The organism is Pseudomonas sp. efr-133-TYG-103a (assembly GCF_030209235.1).
Taxonomy (GTDB): Bacteria; Pseudomonadota; Gammaproteobacteria; order Pseudomonadales; family Pseudomonadaceae; genus Aquipseudomonas.
In genome coordinates this window covers 100,108-120,396 of record NZ_JARVSK010000022.1, presented here as the reverse complement: position 1 = coordinate 120,396, position 20,289 = coordinate 100,108, and the positions used below count along the sequence as shown (strand labels likewise).

The following is a 20,289-nucleotide window of genomic DNA, read 5'->3' as shown; positions in this document are numbered from 1 at the left end:
CCAACGGTCTTTGACGCCCCCTTCGATCAAACGCGTGACACCCAACGCGTTCCCGGCTGAAGCCGGTCCTGCAAGACTTGCGGCGTCTGTGGACTGACCTCTTCCCGGCTGAAGCCGGTCCTACGCAACATTTGCAGCGTCTGTAGGACCGGCTTTAGCCGGGAAGAGGCCGGTGCAGGCTGTGGAGATGCAGTGGTCGGAAATCAGCCTTCGTGAGCACGCCAACCCCCGCAGGTCATCCATCACCCTGGGTAAACGCGCCGAAATCCCCTCCAGAAGTCAGCGTTTGACCTTCTTCGGCGGCAACGGCAGCGGCGCAAACAGTGCCTCGATGTCGTCATCCTGCAACTTCCAGTCACCGGCTGTTCTGCCATCCAGCACGCCTGATGCCAGTGCGGATTTCTCCTGCTGCAAGTGCTGGATCTTTTCCTCGACGGTGCCGCGCGCGATCATCTTGTAGACGAACACCGGCTTCTCCTGACCGATGCGATAGGCGCGGTCGGTGGCCTGGTTTTCGGCCGCCGGGTTCCACCACGGGTCGTAATGGATCACGGTGTCGGCGGCGGTCAGGTTCAGGCCGGTGCCGCCGGCTTTCAGGCTGATCAGAAAGATCGAGCGCTTGCCGCTCTGGAAATCCTGCACCGGCGTACGGCGATCCTTGGTACGCCCGGTGAGGATCGCGTACTCGATGCCGCGCTGTTGCAGTTCGGCCTCGATCAGTTCCAGCATTGAGGTGAACTGCGAGAACAACAGGATCTTGCGGTTCTCCGCCAGCAGTTCGTCCAGCATGTCCAGCAGGCTTTCCAGCTTGGCCGAACCGGACGGGCGCGGGCCGGCCGGTGCGCTGTTGACCAGACGCAGATCGCAACACACCTGGCGCAGCTTGAGCAGTGCCTCGAGGATGATGATCTGGCTGCGCGCCACGCCCTTGCGGGTGATTTCGTCGCGCACCTTCTTGTCCATCGCCAGCCGCATGGTCTCGTAAACATCGCGCTGCGCATCGCTGAGCTCGACCCAGTGCACGATCTCGGTCTTGGGCGGCAGTTCGGTGGCAACCTGTTCCTTGGTGCGACGCAGCAGGAATGGCTTGATTCGCGCGTTCAAGTGCTGGAGGCGCGCCTCGTTACCAAGCTTTTCGATGGGGGTGCGGTAGTTGCTGGTGAACTGTTTGGCGTCGCCCAGCCAGCCCGGCATCAGGAAATGAAACAGCGACCAGAGTTCGCCCAGATGGTTTTCCAGCGGCGTGCCGCTCAGGCACAGGCGCTGCCGCGCGTTCAGCTGACGCGCCGCCTGGGCAGCCTTGCTGTTGGGGTTCTTGATGTACTGCGCCTCGTCGAGCACCAGCACGTGGAGCAACTGTTTACTGAGCAGTTCCACGTCCCGGGGCAGCAGCGCATAGGTGGTCAGGATCAGGTCGTAGTCCTGCAAATCCTGATAATCCTGATGCCGATTGGCGCCGTACAGTGCCAGCACATTGAGCTGCGGGGTGAAGTGCTTCGCCTCGTCCATCCAGTTGGGTATCAGACTGGTCGGCATGACCGCCAGGGCCGGTCGATCCAGACGCCCGGCCTGCTTTTCCAGCAGCAGATGCGCCAGGGTCTGCAATGTTTTGCCCAGGCCCATGTCGTCCGCCAGCACGCCGCCGACTTCCAGCTCTCGCAGCGCCTGCATCCAGCTCAAGCCCTCGAGCTGATACGGCCGCAGCTTCGCGTTCAATCCTTTTGGCGCTTTGACGCTGGCATTCTTGATATTGACCAGGCGCTCGGAAAACTGCCGAAGCCGATCTCCGCCTTGCCACACCAGCGGCATGTCATCGAGTTGCTTGAGGCGTGTGGCGTCGGCGGTGTTCAGGCGAATGGCATCGTTGCCGTCTTCGCGCCAATAGAAATCGCCCAGGGTCGCCAGCACGGTTTTCAGTCGGCCATAGGGCAGGGCCACTTGAATCGGGCCGCCGCCGCGCTGGGTGAAATGATTGAGCTGGACCAGCAGCTGCTCGTCGTCGCGACGCTTGGCAATACCGGCCAGGGTCATCAATTCGGGATGCGTGCGCAGCAGGTTGATCAGTATCGGCAGCAGACTCAGGCGTTCGCCGTTGACGATGATGCCCAGCTCCAGATCGAACCAGTCGCGCTCCGGCTCTTCGTCGACCACTGCGTACCAGTCGTCCACCGGCGTGACGTCGAAGCCGAAATCGTCGTTCATCTCGACCTGCCAGCCCTGTTCACGCAGCACTGGCAACTGATCGAGCATGAAACTCAGCCAGGCCTTGTCGTTGGGCAGCTCGAACATTTCGCCGGCACTGTCCGGCAGCGCCTTGCTCTGGCGCGTGGCGATGCGAAAGCCGAGGTCCTGCAACTGCTTGCGGTACTGCGCCTCCTGCTCCAGATGGCGGCGCAAGCGCAGGGTTTCGTCGCTCAGGTGGCGCACGATATCGCTGGAGCGACCTGGGCCAGGCAAACCCGAGGCGTAGAACTCGTTGTAACGAAACGCCAGCGCGGCGCGGTGCTGAATGTGCCGCTGCATCTTGCCGTTGCGCGGCTCGTAGGCGCTGAACTCGAAGCTGGCGAGGATCAGGCGCGGCTCGGGCGCAACAGCCTCAATGATGCGCTCGGGCAGCGCAGGTTTTTCCTCAGCCTTGGCCGCGCGCGCCGCGCCTTGCCGTTCAACGGCCGCCAGAATCCCCGAACGGTTGTCCGGGTCCTGCAGGAAGAACAGCGCCGCCGCACAGTGTTTGCAGTTGTTTCTGACCGGACAGGTGCACTTGCCGACGACGAAATGCCGCGTGCGCTCGGGGTCCTTGAACTGCAAGGTCTGGGTGTAGATTTCCAGGCTCGAGCCGCGGCACGCCGTGCGCACCACGTCGTCGCTCAAGTGTTCCAGCATCACCCGTTTCTGACGCGCGTACTCAAGCCCGCGCTCGACGCTCTGCGCTTTGAACAAGGGCTCCCATGGCAGAGCCAGGGCTTTTTCCAATAGGGATGACACGTCTTGCCCTACGTCAACGCGGTGCTGGAAGTGGAGAGACCTTGATCAGCATGGCCAGGCTCCCGTTGTCCAGGTAAGTCAGTTCGCCATTGCGGACCCGGGTGGCCTGACGCATGCGCTCGCTGGTCACCAGCACGCCGTGTTCATCGAGCTGGTTCACCCAGAAATTTGCGTCAATGTCGGTGAATCGGGCCAGGCTCAGGCTGACCGTGCCCTCGATCGGGAAATGGCCGAACTGTTCCTCACCGCTGCTGATCGCCACCTTGCCTGGCGTCGCGCTCAGGTCCTGCTGCCAGGCGCGGTGCAGCAACACGGCGTAGCCAGTGCTGGTTTGCAGCTTGCTCACCAACGCGTCGAGGCTGGTCGAGGTCTGGTTGTCCGCACCCAGGCGCCGGGCGTCGGCGGCCCAGTTTTCCGGCGCAGGCTGATTGGTCGCCGCCGGCTCGCCGTTCTGGCGGAACAGGATCAGTTCGACCTGATAGGTGCCATCGGCGAAGGCCGCAGGGGCAACCAGCACCAGCAGCAGGGTGAACGCGCGAATCAGACGCATGGTGAATCCTTAAGCCGATTTTGTGGACTGCGGGGTCAGACGCTCGAACAGCGCTTCCAGCGTATTGAAGCGTTCCTCGGGGCGCTCCATGGGCACCATGAACTTGAACAGCGTGGCACCTTCGAACTTGTAACGCTTGGGTTGTCCCTGAATCAGCTTGATCAGCGTCAGTGGGTCTACTGAAGTATCGGCACCGAATTCGATTCGTCCACCCTGCGGACCCGCATCGACCTTCTTGATCCCCAGCTGCTCGGCCTTGAGCTTGAGCGAGGTCATGCGCACCAGATTCTTGGTCGGCTCCGGGAGCAGGCCGAATCGGTCGATCATTTCCACCTGCAAGTCCTTAAGGCCTTCCTCATCGGCGGCATTGGCGATGCGTTTGTAAAGGATCAGGCGTGCGTGAACGTCGGGCAGGTAGTCCTCGGGAATCAGCCCCGGCACGCGCAGATTGATTTCCGGGCCGCCGCCAAGCGGTTGTTCCAGATTCGGTTGCTCGCCTTTGCGAATCGATTTCACCGCGCGCTCGAGCATCTCCATGTACAGCGTGAAACCGACTGCCTGAATCTGCCCGCTCTGACCTTCACCCAGCAGCTCGCCGGCGCCGCGAATTTCCAGGTCGTTGGTCGCCAGCACGAAGCCTGCGCCCAGATCCTGCGTGTTGGCGATGGCCTCCAGACGCTTCTCGGCATCCGGCGTGATCTGCTTGCGCGGCGGCGTGAGCAGGTAGGCATAGGCCTGGTGGTGACTGCGTCCGACGCGTCCGCGCAACTGGTGCAACTGGGCCAGGCCGAATTTGTCGGCGCGTTCGATGATGATGGTATTGGCGCTGGGCACGTCGATCCCGGTCTCGATGATGGTCGAGGCGATCAGCACGTTGAAGCGCTTGTGGTAGAAGTCGCTCATCACCTGTTCGAGGTCGCGCTCGTGCATCTGGCCGTGGCCGATACCGATACGCGCCTCAGGCACCAGTTCGGCGAGGTCGGCGGCGCATTTCTCGATGGTCTTCACGTCGTTGTGCAGGTAATACACCTGGCCGCCGCGCAGCAACTCGCGCAGCAGCGCTTCTTTGACCGTTGGCTTATTCTGTTCCATGACGAAGGTGCGCACCGACAGGCGACGCGCCGGCGGCGTGGCGATGATCGACAGGTCGCGCATGCCGGCCACGGCCATGTTCAGGGTCCGCGGAATCGGCGTGGCGGTCAGGGTCAGGATGTCCACCTCACTGCGCAACGCTTTGAGCTGTTCCTTCTGGCGCACACCGAAACGGTGTTCTTCGTCGATGATCACCAGGCCCAGGTTCTTGATCTTGACGTCATCCTGCAACAGCTTGTGGGTGCCGATGACGATGTCGATCTTGCCCTCGGCCAGCTCCGCGACGGCCGCGCTGACTTCCTTGGCGGACTTGAAGCGGCTCATCACCTCGACCTTCACCGGCCAGTCGGCGAAGCGGTCGCGGAAACTGTTGTAGTGCTGCTGGGCGAGCAGGGTGGTCGGCACCAGAATTGCCACCTGCCTGCCGCCGTGCACGGCAATGAACGCGGCGCGCATGGCGACTTCGGTCTTGCCGAAGCCCACGTCGCCACACACCAGCCGGTCCATCGGTTTGGGCGCCAGCATGTCCGCGCGCACGGCTTCGATGGTGGTCTGCTGGTCCGGGGTTTCCTCGAACGGGAACCCGGCGCTGAAGGTTTCGTAGTCCAGCTTCGGATCGGCGAACGCATAACCTTCCCGCGCGGCGCGCCGTGCATAGATGTCGAGCAACTCGGCGGCCACGTCGCGCACCTGCTCGGCGGCCTTGCGCTTGGCCTTCTGCCACGCCTCGGAGCCCAGCCGGTGCAGCGGCGCCAGCTCGTCATCGCTGCCGGTGTAGCGTGCGATGAGGTGCAGGTTGGCGACGGGCACGTAGAGCTTGGCGTCCTCGGCGTAAGCAAGCATCAGGAATTCGGCGACCTGATTTTCCACCTCAAGCGTTGCCAGCCCCAGATAGCGACCGACGCCATGGTCGATGTGGACCACCGGTGCGCCTTCGCGCAGCTCGGCAAGGTTTTTGATCACCGCGTCGCTGGAATGGCCATCGATGCGCTTCTCGCGGCGACGGCGCTGCATGACCCGCTGACCGAACAGCGGGCTTTCGGCGACCAGCGCCAGCGCCGGTTGCTCCAGCATCAGGCCTTCGTCCAGCGGTGCGATGGTGATCGCCAACCGTTCCTTGCTGTCGACGAATTCCTGCCAGCTGTCGAGGGTTTTCGGGCGCAGTTTCAGGCGCTCGAGCAGTTCCAGCAGCACTTCGCGGCGACCGGCGGACTCGGCGGTGAACAGCACGCGGCCCGGGAAGTCGTCAAGAAAGTGCGCCAGCGCGGCGAGCGGTTCGTTGGCTTTGGCTTCAATGGCCAGGTTCGGCAACGCCTGCGCCGGGAAACGCTCGCGGCCGACGCCGGACTCGATGTCGTCCTGACTGGTGACCACACGCGGCCAGCTCTTCAGCCGACCGAAACAGTCCTCGACGGGCAGGAACAGTTCGTCAGGCGGCAGCAGCGGCCGGTCGGGGTCGACACGGCGCTCTTCGTAGCGATTGCGCACGTCTTTCCAGAACGTCTCGGCGGCCTGCTCGATGCCCGGCAGCGAGAACACTTGCGTGTCCTGCGGCAGGTAGTCGAACAGCGTGGAAGTTTCCTCGAAAAACAGCGGGATGTAGTACTCGATACCGGCAGGCGTAATGCCGCTGTTCAAGTCCTGAAAGATCGGGCTGCGACGGAAGTCGACATCGAAGCGCTCACGAAAACGTGCCTTGAAGCGGGTGACGGCTTCTTTCTGCAGCGGGAATTCCTTGGCTGGCAGCAGTCGCACCGAATCGACCTTGTCGATCGAACGCTGGGTTTCCGGCTCGAAGGTGCGCAGGGTTTCGATCTCATCGTCGAACAGGTCGATCCGGTAGGGCAGTTTGCTGCCCATCGGGAAGAGGTCGATCAGCGCGCCGCGTACCGTGAATTCGCCGTGTTCGTACACCGTGTCGACGTAGCGATAGCCGCTGGCTTCAAGTCGCGTGCGCATCGCTTCGACGTCGAGTTTCTGGCCGACATCGAGCACCAGGCTGCTGCCCAGCAGGAACCGGGTCGGCGCCAGACGGTGCAGCGCCGTGGTAATTGGCACCACCAGCACGCCATGCTCCAGCTCAGGCAGCCGGTACAGGCTGGCGATGCGCTGCGAGATGATGTCCTGATGCGGCGAGAACAGATCGTAGGGCAGGGTTTCCCAATCGGGGAAATGCAACACCGGAAGATCGGGGGCGAAAAACTTCAATTCCTGTTCCAGTCGCTCGGCACTCTGGCTGTCGGCGGTCAAAAGCAGGGTGAAGCGTTTCGCGGCGCTGGCAGCCTCGGCGATGGCAAGGCTTTGAGCGGCACCGGGCAGGTTGCCCCAATGTTGTTTGCCTGCGGCAGCAGGAAGAATCGGTAGGCGCAGAACGGGCACGGAAGATAAAGCTCCAGGCGTTGCGGCAAAGCCGGGGATTGTAACTAAATCGGGAATCCGCTGTCAGTTTTGTGCTCACGCATTTATGTAGTGCCCGGGTTGTTCAAAACACTGGATTGCTCATAAACAAAGGCTTGGGCATAATGTAGTCCCTTTTTTCAGCCCCTACATGTGGAAGGTTCCCGTGACTCAGAAGCCCGACCAGTGTCTTGGTGAATGGATTGATCGTGAAGCCCTCGCCGAGGCGATGATCCCGCTTATCGGTCAGCTCTACCGCAATAATAACGTGGTGAGTTCGATCTATGGCCGCACCCTGATCAACCGTTCAGTGATCGCGATTCTCAAAGCCCACCGCTTTGCGCGTCATCGTCAAGCTGACGCCACCGAGTTGTCCGTACACGAGACTTTCCCGCTCATCAAAGCAATGAGCGAGCTCAAGCTGGGTGCCGCTTCGGTGGACCTGGGCAAGCTGGCCGTCAAGTACAAGGCCGAGAGCAAAGGTCGCACCGCCGAGCAGTTCGTTCGTGACGAAATGGCCGAGATCGTCGGTCAGCAGAACTCCGGCGCGCGCAAGGGCACTGACGTCGTACTGTACGGTTTCGGCCGTATCGGTCGTCTGCTGGCGCGTATCCTGATCGAAAAAACCGGTGGCGGCGACGGCCTGCGTCTGCGTGCCATCGTGGTCCGCAAGGGCGCTGAAAACGACCTCGTCAAGCGCGCCAGCCTGCTGCGCCGCGACTCGGTCCACGGCCCGTTCGACGGCACCATCACCATCGATGAAGCGAACAACACCATCAGTGCCAACGGCAACCTGATTCAGGTGATCTACGCCAAGAACCCGACCGAGGTGGACTACACCCAGTACGGTATCAAGGACGCGCTGCTGGTCGACAACACCGGTGTCTGGCGCGATGCCGACGGTCTGGGCCAGCACCTGCAGTGCCCTGGCGTCGACCGCGTGGTGCTGACCGCGCCGGGCAAGGGCAAGCTGAAGAACATCGTTCACGGTATCAACCATCAGGACATCACGTCCGATGACAAGATCATCTCGGCGGCGTCCTGCACCACCAACGCCATCGTGCCGGTGCTCAAGGCCGTCAACGACAAGTTCGGTATCGTCAACGGTCACGTCGAAACGGTGCACTCGTACACCAACGACCAGAACCTGATCGACAACTTCCACAAGGGCGATCGCCGTGGCCGTAGCGCTGCGTTGAACATGGTCATCACCGAAACCGGCGCGGCCACCGCTGCTGCCAAGGCGCTGCCGGAACTGGCGGGCAAGCTGACCGGTAACGCGATTCGCGTTCCGACGCCGAACGTGTCGATGGCGATTCTCAACCTGAACCTGGGTACCGCGACCACCCGCGAAGAAATCAACGAATACCTGCGCCACACCGCGCTGTACTCGGACCTGCACAAGCAGATCGATTTCGTGAACTCTCAGGAAGTGGTGTCCACCGACTTCGTGGGCTCCCGTCACGCGGGTGTGGTCGACGCCGAAGCGACCATCTGCAACGACAACCGCGTCGTGCTGTATGTCTGGTACGACAACGAGTTCGGTTACAGCTGTCAGGTGGTTCGCGTGATGGAAGACATGGCGGGCGTTAACCCTCCGGCTTTCCCGAAGTAAGGTCGATGCACACGCGGGCGATTGGCGGGATGCCGCACGCCGCACGCTGAGTCGAAAGAAACGCTCCGATGGTTCGGGGCGTTTTTTTTGCTCTATCGAGTGGGGATCGAGTGCTGGCAGTTGCCAGACGAGTCTCGCCTGCGGTGAGCGACGCGGGCTTCTGCGGTTGACGCTGCCGCAGGCGTGGGGCAATAAAAAACGCCCCGACAATGTCGAGGCGTTTTCGCGTATCCGGAGTGAAGCGCCGGACCCTTAACCGGCGACTGCTTCCATCCGTGCCTGACCACCTTTGCGGAACAGCACCAGCGTCGCAATCAGGCCCAGCACTGCCGCGCCGCTGAGCCAGATGCCCGGCGCTGCCTTGTTATCCAGCACGTGAATCAGGTACGTACAGGCCGCCGGGGTAAAACCACCGAACGTTGCCGTCGCCAGGCTGTAGGCCAGCGAGAACCCTGTCGTGCGCACTTCCACCGGCATGATCTCGGTCAGCGAAACAACCATCGCGCCGTTGTAGGAGCCGTAAAGGAACGACAACCACAGTTCGACCATCAGCAAGTTGGCGAAGCTCGGGTTCGAGGTCAGCCAGGACAGGGCAGGGTAAGCCGTGACGATTGCGAGAATGGTCGCCGCCAGCAGCAAGGGTTTGCGACCGATCTTGTCAGACACCGCGCCCATCACCGGCAGCCAGATGAAGTTCGAAATACCCACGCACACGGTCACCAGCAAGCTGTCCAGGTCGGACAGGTGCAGCTCGTTTTTACCGAACGTCGGGGTGTAGGCGGTGATCAGGTAAAACGACACCGTGGTCATTACCACCAGCGCCATGCCCGCGATCACCAGGCCGAAGTTCTGGCCGATCGACTTGACCACTTCACCCAGGCTTGGACGGTGGTGCCTGGCGCGCGCTTCGAACTCTGGGGTTTCTTCCAGCGAGCGGCGGATGACGAAGATCGCCGGAACGATCATGCAGCCGACCAGGAACGGAACGCGCCAGCCCCACTGACCCATGTCTTCAGGGCTCAGCCAGTGGTTGAGCGCAACGCCCAGCAAACCGGCGAAAACCACTGCGGCCTGCTGACTGGCGGACTGCCAACTGACGAAGAAGCCTTTGCGGCCCGGCGTCGAGATTTCAGCGAGATACACCGAAACGCCGCCCAGTTCCACGCCCGCCGAGAAGCCTTGCAGCAGTCGGCCGATCAGCACCAGTAACGGCGCAGCGACACCCAGCGTGGCGTAGCCCGGCACGCAGGCGATCAGGATCGTGCCCATGGCCATCATGGCCAGCGTGATGATCAGGCCTTTCTTACGGCCATGGTGATCGATGTACGCGCCGAGGAAGATCGCACCCAGCGGGCGCATGAGGAAGCCGGCACCAAAGGTGGCCAGCGACAGCATCAGTGAGGCGAATTCGCTGTCGGCAGGGAAGAAGGTTTTGGCGATGGCTGTGGCGTAGAAGCCATAGACCATAAAGTCGAACATTTCAAGAAAGTTACCGCTGACAACGCGAAAAATCGCCTTGCCTTTGCCTGTGGTCGAGGCCATCTGGAATTACTCACTTAGGCTGTCTAGCTTGGGGATCCGTTGTATTTATGCGTCCTCTGCTGCGCCGCTCGCCGGTCATCTCGCGTGGCGCAGATTTGTAACGATATGTGTAAACAACTGGGTTGGCAATCAGAAGACCATTGCCGCTGTCGCACCGTTCGCCTCGTGTCATTGCAAAACAATATTTATGTATCCCACCGTTCAGTCGGCCCATGCATTAACTCGCCGCTTCTGGTTCTCACTGCTCCTGATGCATGAGAAGAATTAGCAATAATTGCGAGTTGAATCCGAAATGAGTACAAAGTTTGACCTGATCGACGCTTTTTCAATGCGTCCAACCGTTTCCAGCGTGGCGCGTGAGCGACTGTCAGCGGCCCTCGAGCAACAGTTTCCCGGCACAGGCTTGCTTCCTGATGTCTGTGAGATCACCCGAACCACAGCAGATGGCGAAAAAAAGTCTGAAACGCTGCTGGCCAACCTGCTGTACGTCTTCGCGAAAAAGCGCACGCCGCGCTGGAGCAGCGAAAAAAACCAGCTGGTGGTCAATCCATCGGCGACGGTACCGGACGTGATCCCGATCGACTTCGAGCAGCTCGGGGTCGTTGTGGACAGTGTGGCACTGGCGTTGGCTGACGATTTCGAGCAGGCAATGGTGAAATTCTGGCGTCAACCGCAAGCGAGCGGGAAAAGTCCTTGGGCGCTTGTGTCCGATACGCTCAGGGAAAGTCTGGCGAGCGCGGTGGCGAGCCGTTCTGTCCTGAGCGACGCACAGCGCGCACTGATGATGGCGATTACCTCGTTCGGCGAGAAAAGTCAGCGAGATTTCATGCTCAAGATCACTGAAAAGGGTCAGGGCGATGTCATCCGTGCCAGTGTCGTCGATCGCGCGCCGCAGACGCAGCCCTGGCAGCTGCCGGTGCCGTGGCTGGCGGTGACCGGGAAGTGGCAGGGCGTGGAGGTGTTTCTGAGCTGGCAACCCGCTGGCGATTTGCAGACCCATGCTTCGCTGCTCGCCCTTGAAGACGCTTTGAGCCTGACCGCTGCCGACGCTGGGCAAGCCCCGGGCGCCTGCCTGCGCGAAACCGAAGATGACATCTTCGATGTGCTGGCCCAGGTGGTTTTTGAGAATCAGTTGCAGGCACTGCGCAGCGCTGACCTCGCGCAAGCCAACACCACTGCCGAACTCGAACTGTGTCTGAGCAGCATGCTGGACATCACCCACGTGCTGTATGCCCGGCAGCCGGCTGTCGCCCAGTGGCCGCATCTGCCCCAATGGTTGCGCGATGCACGCCCGGGCGACCGGCTGGATTTCAGCCGCAGAACCGCTGCACTCGCCAGTGCCCAGGCGCAGAGCGGCGGGCAAGGCTTTAACGACGGTTTGCCGTCGTTGCTGGCCTATGCGAACGAGCAACTGCAGAAGAAGATCGACATCGATCATCCAGAGGACGGCGGCCTGTCGGTGGTCAGCCTGGATGTGCTGATCAATAAGGTGACAGGCGCTGCCGTGGCGTCAGGCGGACAAGTCGTTGCCCTTGGCAGCGTCGAGCCGGAGCGAACGAGCATGGCCGAGTTCGCCCTCGGTAACCTGTCCAGCGTCCCGAGCGGCACGCTGTCGGTGGTGAGCCGCGACGGCTCGCAGGTGCCGGAATGGTTCACCTCCGATTACCTGAAACTGCTGGTCTGCCATGTCGACATCGGCCGCACCTATCCCGCGCTGGTTCAGCGCGTGTTGATTGATGATCACGCCCAGCGCACTCGTCGTCAGGCCTTGTTCGCTCGCCAGTTGAGCATCCAACTGCCGCTCAAGGCGCTCGAACAGAAGCTGCGCGGCGAGGGCATCAGCAAAAAAGGCTATCGACGCGTCGCGGCCATCATGCAAACGGCCGATCAGCGCGAAAGCGACATGCGGCATACCGTGGTCATGCCGCTGGCATTTCGTGCGTCGGCCGGGCGCGCTGCCGATAAGGTCGCCGACATGTTCGTGATCGCGGACCGTGATCCCACCGTGGGCCCGGTGGTGCTGTATCGACCCTTGTCGAGCCACGGCCTGACCGAGTTCGAATCCTGGGGCGCGCTGCGAACGGCCATTGCAGCGCCGGGCGAGTTGCAAAACGAAGTGCTGGCTTGGATGAGCGAGCAGGCACAGCCGGTCTATGCCAACGGCGGATTCGACGAGCCGCATCTGTTGCGCTTCGGCCTCGGCTCCGACTTCGCCCCGATTGAAACGCCGCAGCCCGCGCAACTGGTGCACGAGGCAGTCGTCGGTGACCTGATGACGGTCTTGTACGACGCCAATGCACAGGCGCTGGTGGAACTCGCGGACCGGCAGTCGGTGTCCGATGCGGAAAGTCGCTGGGCAATGCTCAAGCGCGGCGGATGGCTGGCGTTGAACGCCGTCATGCCGTTCATCTCCGGGTCAGCGGGCACGGCGCTCTGGCTGGTACAGCTGATGAGCGATGTGCAAGCGGTGCTGGCGCAGGCGCCAGGCGATGACGGTCATCAGCGCTCGGTGCAAATGGGCGAACTGCTGCTGAGTCTGTCCATGATTCTGCTGCATCACGGCCTGTCGTCCGGCGCCCGCAGCCTGGCCGTTCGACGACCGGAGGCTGAAGCTCAGCGCGCGGCAGTCGTTGCGCATCCCGTCGCTGAGCTCGAGCCGACGACAGCGGGCACGGTGCTCGATTTTTCCTGGACCAGCATGAACGACCGGCTGACCCCGTCGCAGTCTGCGGCCCTGCAGCGATTCAAAGTCGCGGATCGTCCCGCGCTTGAGCCGGCTTCCGACGCGCCGGAATCCGCGGGCCTTTGCCGTGGCGCCGACGCCTGGTATGCGTCGGTGGGCGACGATCTTTTTCAGGTTCAGTGGCGCGATGAAGCGCTGTTCGTCGTCGACCCGCTGGACGCAAACGTCACCGGTCCGCGCCTGCTGCGCGACGGCGCCGCGTGGCGTCTTGACCTTTCACTGCGCCTGCGTGGCGGCGCGCCCAAGCGCAACGCACGCCAGATGGCCCTGGATAACGCCGCGACCCTCAAGCGCGTCGTCGCCCAGAAAACCGCGTTGGTGCACCGTCAGGCGGCGCTGATCAAAGAGATCGCCGATTACGACAAATCCCTGCAAACCGTCCCCGCGCAGATGCGAGGGCAAGTGACCACGATGTTCGAAGCGGCGCTGCGTGAAACCATCGAGATCATCGAGAAAAAACAGGTGCTGGACCAAGAGCTCAGGCCGGCGGACCGGATGGGCGAGAAGGCCTATGGCAAGGACCTGCAAGGCATCAGCCGTCGGGTGTGCCTGTTCGAAGGCATCCTGCTCAACGACATGCTCAAGTCAGCCCGTGAAGATTCGGAGCGCATGAACGCGATGTCTGGCGATTCGGTCACGTCCAGTAACGTCGACATCTACCTGGGCCTGTTCGAAAAAGTGCTGGCGCTGCAGGAGACCGGCGTGCACTGGTCCGGCGTCCGGGAAAAACTCTGGCAGCAACTGCGCGAGGTGCCCAAGGTCGGCGAGGCCTACTGGCGCGAGGAGGTGCTGGAGTTGCACGAGAGCAACATGTTCACCGCGCTGGAATGGAAAATCAGCCGCATGTGGTCGTACCTGGAGCTGTGTTTCAGTCGGGAAAGCATTCTGCAGCGACGCGAGGCCCTCGCCCTGAAAGCCTTGCGGCTGGACGAGCCATTGCATGCCGCGCTGACGTCGCAAGTGGAGCTGGAGAAGCCCAACGACTATTCGATGGACGAGCAGATCGGCGTGCTCGAAAGTTCGCTCAGGGAATACAACCGCGCGTCGATCATCGCCATGTCGGTCTTCGAGAGCGAGCCTGCGGCGGTCGAGAAGGCCCGTTTCAGCGCCTTTCTGGACGATCTCAGTGCCATCAGTGATAACGCCGAGGCACGCCTGTCGGACCTCATTCGTGAAACCCAGGAGCCGGCGCTGAAACCATCGGAATACGCCCCGCGGGTCAAGCAGCCACGTCGCCGGGTGATCAAAACGCAGGGTCAGCGAACCTTGATCGGCCGTCTGCGCGAGGGCGAGGAGCCGCTGCACGGCGAAGTGGTCGAGGTCAAGGATACGGTCGGCAACCGGGTCATCGGTTCCTATCACCAACATGCCGAAGGCGAATGGGTCGAACTGGAGACGCGACGTCCGCTGCCCCCAGTGAGGGAAAGCGTTGTGGCGCTGTCGGAGCTTCTGCGTCGCGGCCAGGCGCTGCTCGAACGCGTGGAGCCGGATATCGCCAGCGCCCAGCGTCAGGCCAGGCGTGTCAGCGAGCCTGAAGACATGGAAGACATCCTCGTGCAGAAGGCCGACAAGCTGCGGGATCTGGCCGGCAAGCTGAGCATGCATGAGGGGGATGAGCAGTTGACCGACGAAACCCGTGCCACCCTCGCGACTGTGCTGGCCGATTTGCAGGCCGGTGAGGCGCGACTGCGTGAGCAGGGTCGCAGTCTGCGCATCGCCATGATCAAGCGTCAGCCGCCGACTGCGGCGCGGGTCAATTATCTGTATCGGCAGCGTGAAGTCGACATCGCCCGTGTCGACGGACGCAAAAACATGTCGGGGGCTCGACGTAATGACTTCATGCAGGAGTACGTCATTCGCGACAAGGATCACAGCGTGCTGTGGTGGGCGCACTTTCACTATGCCGGCGAGGCCGACGCGGACGCGGCGTTCACGGCGGCGCACCTGAAACTGCCCGACCAGCGCTTTCTCGGCTACAAGGCGCTGGTCAAGGCCGCCAGAGACAATAAAGAGGTGGTGAGCATTTATCGCAGCTCGATCGGCAAAGAACTGGCCAAGCGCCTGTTTCTGCAGCCGGCCGTTAGTCCGGTGCAGCCCAACGACTAAGCGTCGGCAGGGTTGAGCCGCGTTGTATCGCGATCCGCAGCCGTGCGGTTGAGGCTCGCCGCAGACCAGACCGCCAGCCCCTGATCGGGCTGGCGGTTTCGTTGTGGACGACAAAAACGTACGGGTTTTCGCGCAATCGCACAAAATCGCAGCTTTTTTCATGCGCAGCCACGCCAACGGATTTATCATCCGCTGCAATTTGTCGCGCGACGGCTTTTCCAGCGTCCCGCGCACTGTTGCGCAGACACGTTTGGCCCGGGACGCGACCAAGGGTTAATGTTCGCTCCGCCGCCGGGCGTTTAGACTGCGCCGCGAATATCGATTCTTCATGCCGCCGGCTGCGGCGTGAGTTAGCCAGAGACGCCAGAGTGGTGTCTCGGCCTGTTCTGAGGAGTACGCATGGCTGTCTACAACTACGACGTAGTGGTGCTGGGTTCGGGTCCGGCAGGTGAAGGCGCGGCAATGAACGCCGCCAAGGCTGGGCGCAAGGTGGCCATGGTCGACAGCCGCCGGCAGGTCGGCGGCAACTGCACTCACCTGGGCACGATTCCGTCCAAGGCGCTGCGTCACTCGGTCAAGCAGATCATCCAGTTCAACACCAACCCGATGTTCCGGGCCATTGGCGAGCCGCGCTGGTTTTCCTTCCCTGACGTGCTGAAAAACGCCGAGAAGGTCATCAACAAGCAGGTGGCCTCGCGCACCGGTTATTACGCGCGCAATCGCGTCGACGTGTTCTTCGGCACCGGCAGCTTTGCCGACGAGCGCACCATCGACGTGGTCTGCAACACTGGTGTCGTGGAAAAACTGGTCGCCAATCAGATCATCATCGCCACCGGCTCGCGTCCTTATCGTCCTGCCGATATCGACTTTTCCCACAAGCGCATCTACGACAGCGACACCATTCTCAGCCTCAACCACACCCCGCGTAAGCTCATCATCTACGGCGCAGGCGTGATCGGCTGCGAATATGCGTCGATCTTCAGTGGCCTGGGTGTGGACATCGAGCTGATCGATAACCGCGACCAGTTGCTGAGCTTCCTCGACTCGGAAATTTCCCAGGGCCTGAGCTATCACTTCAGCAACAACAACGTGATGGTGCGGCACAACGAGGAATACGAGCGCGTCGAATGCCTGGAAAACGGCGTGATCCTGCACCTCAAGTCGGGCAAGAAGGTCAAGGCCGACGCCTTGCTGTGGTGCAACGGCCGCACCGGCAACACCGACAAGCTCGGCCTGGAAAACGTCGGCATCAAGGCCAATGGCCGTGGGCAGATCGAGGTCGATGAAACCTACCGCACCAGCAAGCCGAACATTTATGGCGCCGGCGACGTGATCGGCTGGCCGAGTCTGGCCAGTGCCGCGTATGACCAGGGGCGTTCCGCGTCGGGCAGCGCGGTCGACAATGGCGCATGGCGCTTCGTCAATGACGTGCCGACCGGCATTTACACCATTCCGGAAATCAGCTCCATCGGCCAGAACGAACACGACCTGACCGTGGCCAAAGTGCCGTACGAAGTGGGCAAGGCGTTCTTCAAGAGCATGGCGCGCGCGCAGATCTCCAACGAGCCGGTCGGCATGCTGAAGATTCTGTTCCACCGCGAGACGTTGCAGATCCTCGGCGTGCATTGCTTCGGCGACCAGGCGTCCGAGATCGTGCACATCGGTCAGGCAATCATGAATCAGCCGGGCGAGTTGAACAGCCTCAAGTACTTCGTCAACACCACGTTCAACTACCCGACCATGGCCGAGGCCTACCGGGTCGCGGCCTACGACGGCCTCAACCGGCTTTTTTGAGCGGCTCCGGCCGGTGGCCTGAGCCGGCCGGGGAGACCGATTTCAGTAATTCCCAAGCGTGGCGCTGGCCAAACCGGGAAAGTCTGTAATCAGGCTGTCAACGCCGAAGTCGGCGAGTCTGCGCATCAGCGCAGGCTCGTTGACCGTCCACACCGAGACATGCAGGCCCAGCGCCTGCGCTTTTTTCAGGCGTTCGGGCGTGCACAGCGTCCAGTTCAGCGCCAGTATCTCGCAGCCATATCCCACCGCGACTTTCAGCGGGTCCAGCCACGCATATTCGGCCACCAGCCCGCGGGACAGATCCGGTGTCAGCTCCAGGGCGGCGCGCAGCACTTCCCGCGAGCTCGACGTGATGGTCACCTTGTCCAGCAGGCCGTGGCGCTGAGCCAGTTCGCGTATGGCCAGCACCGTGGTCGCTGCGCGCGTGCGCGAGGCGCTTTTGACTTCCAGCTGCCAGTGGTCGAAGGCGCATTGCTCGAACAATTCCTCCAGACGCGGGATGGGGCAGGGCTGCACCCAACCCGGGCCACCCTTGCGCGCGTCATAGGTCACAAGGTCGGCGGCATCGTGCTCGACCACCTTGCCGCGCCTGTCGGTGGTGCGTTTGAGGGTCGGGTCGTGAATCACCATCAGCTCGCCGTCGCGGGAGAGATGAAGGTCCAGTTCGCAACGCTTGACCCCGTGCTTGAGGCATTCCTGAAAGCTGGTCAGGGTGTTTTCCGGTGCTTCGCCCTTGGCGCCGCGGTGGCCGTAAATTAAGGTCACAATTGTTCCTCGAATGCGCGCTAAGGCTGGAATCGGTTCATTTCACTTCAGGGTCGTTTTGCTCACGGGCCTGGCGCCGTTGCGCAGCCTGTCGTTGCAGAATGTGTCGGGCCAGCAATTGACGCTGGGCATCGCTCAGGCCGATCCATTCGGTACCGACCTCGAAGTCGCCGATGGTCAGCGACTGACATTGTGTCACTTTGGCCCGCAACATCATCCCGGAGGCCTGCGGCATCAGCACCATCTTCACCGACAGCAGGCTGCCAACGGGGAAGGGCTGATGGGATTCGAATTGCAGACCACCCTCCGACATGATCACCCGCTGCGGCGCGCCCAGCTTGCCGAGCACGGTTTGAGCCACGACCTGGCCGAGCAGGTCGATGCGCTTGCTCATCGCTCGCAGGAAGCTGTTGGTGGTGCGGTCGCGGTCATCGAGCTGGCGCAGCAGGTGCTGGGATTCGAACTCGGCGACGTGCAGTTCGCTCAGCAGATCGAACAGCGTGGAGGTGTCGTGCAGAGCAGGTTCGTCGAGGGCGCCGGGACCGGGAATGCGGTTAATTTCCAGTGCGACGCTGTCCTCGATACGGTAGTATTCGCGGCGTTCTTCTTCATCTAGTGTCGGCATGGCGAACCCATGGTAGCGGCGGTTGTCAGAGTGATTGCTCAGAATCGTAACCTAGTGATTCGAGTGTAAAGCCGCAGGCCCAGGCCCGCCACAAGGACGTTCCCATTCCTCCGAACAAGCCCCTAAATGTTCAGACCTCTTTTTGTATTCATCGGCACGCGTTACACCCGTGCAAAACGCCGTAATCATTTTGTCTCCTTCATTTCCCTGACATCGATGATCGGACTCGCCCTGGGCGTAGTCGTGATGATAGTCGTGTTATCGGTCATGAACGGCTTCGATCATGAAATGCGCACCCGCGTCCTGGGCATGGTGCCTCACGCAACCATCGAATCCGGTGAGCCTATCGGCGATTGGCAGGCGCTGGCGGACAAGGTCAAACGCAACCCGCAGGTCGAAGCCGTCGCACCCTTCACACAGATGCAGGGCCTGCTCACCAATAACGGCAATGTCCAGAAAATCCTGCTCAATGCCATCGACCCGGTTCAGGAACGCAAAGTTTCGATCATCGACGGCTTCATGAAGCAGGGCAGCCTCGACGACCTCGTTGCGGGCGGTTTCGGCGTGGTGGTCGGGGACAAGGCCGCGACCAAACTGGGCGTCGGGGTCGGGGACAAAGTGACCTTCGTTTCCCCTGAAGTCACGGTCACGCCAGCCGGGATGTTTCCGCGCATGAAGCGTTTCACGGTCGTGGGGATTTTCCACGTCGGCGCGGGCGAACTGGACGGTTATCTGGGCGTGACCAACCTGCAGGACCTGGCCCGGCTGCACCGCTGGAAGCCTGAGCAGGTGCAAGGCCTGCGCCTGAAGTTCACCGACCTGTTCAAGGCGCCGCGCACCGCTTACGAAATCGCCCAGAGCCTGGGCGAGCACCAATATTATTCCCGCGACTGGACCCGGACCCACGGCAACCTGTATCAGGCAATCGGCATGGAAAAATCCATCATCGGCCTGCTGCTGTTGCTGATCGTCGCGGTGGCGGCGTTCAACATCATTTCCACGCTGGTGATGGTGGTCAACGACAAGCGTGGCGACATCGCCATCCTGCGTACGCTGGGCGCCACACCGGGCCAGATCATGGCGATCTTCATGGTCCAGGGCACCGTGATCGGCGTGGTCGGCACGTTGATCGGCGCGGGCGTGGGCATTCTCGCCGCGCTCAACGTCAGCTCGGCGATCTCCGCGCTGGAAGGCCTGATCGGTCACAAGTTTCTCAACGCGGATGTCTATTTCATCGACTATCTGCCTTCGCAATTGATGGCCGAGGACGTGCTGCTGGTGTGTGGCGCGGCCCTGGTCCTGAGTTTCCTCGCCACCCTGTATCCAGCCTGGCGTGCGGCGCGCACCCAGCCGGCGGAGGCGCTACGTTATGAGTGAGTCGGGCATGAGTGATAAAGCTGTATTGAGTTGCCGCAACCTGGGCAAATCCTACGAGGAGGGGCCGGAGTCCGTGGTGGTCCTCTCGGGCCTGCAACTTGAACTGCACGCGGGCGAGCGCGTGGCCATCGTCGGCAGCTCGGGTTCCGGCAAAAGTACCTTGCTCAATCTGCTCGGCGGCCTGGACACGCCCACCGAAGGCAGCGTCTGGCTGGCGGGCGAGGAGTTGTCCGCGCTGAATGAAAAGGCCCGTGGCCTGTTGCGCAACCGGGCGCTGGGTTTCGTTTACCAGTTCCACCACTTGCTGCCAGAGTTCACCGCGCTGGAAAACGTCTGCATGCCGCTGCTGATCGGCAAGACGCCGATCCCCGAAGCCCGTCAGCGCGCCACCGCCCTGCTGGAGCGGGTCGGCCTCAAGCACCGTCTGGCGCACAAGCCTTCCGAACTCTCCGGCGGGGAACGTCAGCGCGTTGCGATCGCGCGCGCGCTGGTCAATCAGCCCGGGCTGGTGATGCTCGATGAACCGACCGGCAACCTCGACTCCCACACCGCGCAAGGCATTCAGGACCTGATGCTGGAGCTCAGCACGTCGTCGCGCACCGCGTTTCTGGTGGTGACTCACGACATGGCGCTGGCCCGGCAGATGGACCGCGTCTGGCGTCTGGAAGAAGGCCGCCTCGTCGAGGCGTGATGCATTG

The 20,289-nt window shown here is 61.9% G+C and carries 11 protein-coding genes; 5 read left to right on the top strand and 6 right to left on the bottom strand.

Annotated features, from left to right (window positions below):
• Nucleotides 1-279: 279 nt before the first annotated feature.
• The 3 genes from QRN36_RS19090 to mfd are packed head-to-tail and all read right to left on the bottom strand — an operon-like array spanning nt 280 to nt 7,006.
• Entirely contained in the window at nt 280-2,985 is a 2,706-nt protein-coding gene (locus QRN36_RS19090) for a DEAD/DEAH box helicase (protein ID WP_285425491.1), read from the bottom strand.
• 13 nt (nt 2,986-2,998) lie between these two features.
• Complete coding sequence (locus QRN36_RS19085; protein ID WP_285425490.1) at nt 2,999-3,535, bottom strand: CsiV family protein; 537 nt, start codon at nt 3,533-3,535, stop codon at nt 2,999-3,001.
• A gap of 9 nt (nt 3,536-3,544) precedes the next feature.
• Nucleotides 3,545-7,006, bottom strand: coding sequence for a transcription-repair coupling factor (mfd, locus tag QRN36_RS19080; RefSeq protein WP_285425488.1), 3,462 nt, complete (start codon nt 7,004-7,006; stop codon nt 3,545-3,547).
• A 169-nt stretch (nt 7,007-7,175) separates the two neighbouring features.
• On the opposite strand from mfd, the gene QRN36_RS19075 reads away from it, so the two are divergent.
• Complete coding sequence (locus tag QRN36_RS19075; protein WP_285425487.1) at nt 7,176-8,639, top strand: glyceraldehyde-3-phosphate dehydrogenase; 1,464 nt, start codon at nt 7,176-7,178, stop codon at nt 8,637-8,639.
• A 252-nt stretch (nt 8,640-8,891) separates the two neighbouring features.
• Here the strand turns inward: QRN36_RS19075 and QRN36_RS19070 are convergent, their stop codons facing one another.
• Nucleotides 8,892-10,181, bottom strand: coding sequence for an MFS transporter (locus tag QRN36_RS19070; protein WP_285425485.1), 1,290 nt, complete (start codon nt 10,179-10,181; stop codon nt 8,892-8,894).
• Nucleotides 10,182-10,473: 292 nt separating this feature from the next.
• Here QRN36_RS19070 and QRN36_RS19065 point away from each other — a divergent pair, with 292 nt between their 5' ends.
• Together QRN36_RS19065 and sthA are read left to right on the top strand one after the other, a co-directional pair.
• Nucleotides 10,474-15,030: a dermonecrotic toxin domain-containing protein gene (locus QRN36_RS19065; protein WP_285425484.1), complete on the top strand. Its 4,557-nt coding sequence runs from the start codon at nt 10,474-10,476 to the stop codon at nt 15,028-15,030.
• Between the two features lie 399 nt (nt 15,031-15,429).
• Complete coding sequence (gene sthA / locus QRN36_RS19060; RefSeq protein ID WP_093459313.1) at nt 15,430-16,824, top strand: Si-specific NAD(P)(+) transhydrogenase; 1,395 nt, start codon at nt 15,430-15,432, stop codon at nt 16,822-16,824.
• A 42-nt stretch (nt 16,825-16,866) separates the two neighbouring features.
• Here the strand turns inward: sthA and QRN36_RS19055 are convergent, their stop codons facing one another.
• A complete protein-coding gene (locus tag QRN36_RS19055; RefSeq protein WP_093459312.1) occupies nt 16,867-17,589 on the bottom strand; it encodes a glycerophosphodiester phosphodiesterase in 723 nt (240 codons plus the stop codon).
• Between the two features lie 37 nt (nt 17,590-17,626).
• Nucleotides 17,627-18,214, bottom strand: coding sequence for a PilZ domain-containing protein (locus tag QRN36_RS19050; RefSeq protein ID WP_285425483.1), 588 nt, complete (start codon nt 18,212-18,214; stop codon nt 17,627-17,629).
• A 126-nt stretch (nt 18,215-18,340) separates the two neighbouring features.
• On the opposite strand from QRN36_RS19050, the gene QRN36_RS19045 reads away from it, so the two are divergent.
• Entirely contained in the window at nt 18,341-19,591 is a 1,251-nt protein-coding gene (locus QRN36_RS19045; RefSeq protein WP_285425482.1) for a lipoprotein-releasing ABC transporter permease subunit, read from the top strand.
• 7 nt (nt 19,592-19,598) lie between these two features.
• A complete protein-coding gene (gene lolD / locus QRN36_RS19040; RefSeq protein ID WP_177182059.1) occupies nt 19,599-20,282 on the top strand; it encodes a lipoprotein-releasing ABC transporter ATP-binding protein LolD in 684 nt (227 codons plus the stop codon).
• Nucleotides 20,283-20,289: the final 7 nt, after the last annotated feature.

What these genes read in the sequence shown, in the direction of transcription:
- lolD (WP_177182059.1), top strand. Translation starts at nt 19,599, where the DNA reads ATGAGTGATAAAGCTGTATTGAGTTGCCGCAACCTGGGCAAATCCTAC.
- sthA (WP_093459313.1), top strand. Translation starts at nt 15,430, where the DNA reads ATGGCTGTCTACAACTACGACGTAGTGGTGCTGGGTTCGGGTCCGGCA.
- QRN36_RS19065 (WP_285425484.1), top strand. Translation starts at nt 10,474, where the DNA reads ATGAGTACAAAGTTTGACCTGATCGACGCTTTTTCAATGCGTCCAACC.
- QRN36_RS19075 (WP_285425487.1), top strand. Translation starts at nt 7,176, where the DNA reads ATGTGGAAGGTTCCCGTGACTCAGAAGCCCGACCAGTGTCTTGGTGAA.
- QRN36_RS19050 (WP_285425483.1), bottom strand. Translation starts at nt 18,214, where the DNA reads ATGCCGACACTAGATGAAGAAGAACGCCGCGAATACTACCGTATCGAG.
- QRN36_RS19085 (WP_285425490.1), bottom strand. Translation starts at nt 3,535, where the DNA reads ATGCGTCTGATTCGCGCGTTCACCCTGCTGCTGGTGCTGGTTGCCCCT.
- QRN36_RS19045 (WP_285425482.1), top strand. Translation starts at nt 18,341, where the DNA reads ATGTTCAGACCTCTTTTTGTATTCATCGGCACGCGTTACACCCGTGCA.
- QRN36_RS19070 (WP_285425485.1), bottom strand. Translation starts at nt 10,181, where the DNA reads ATGGCCTCGACCACAGGCAAAGGCAAGGCGATTTTTCGCGTTGTCAGC.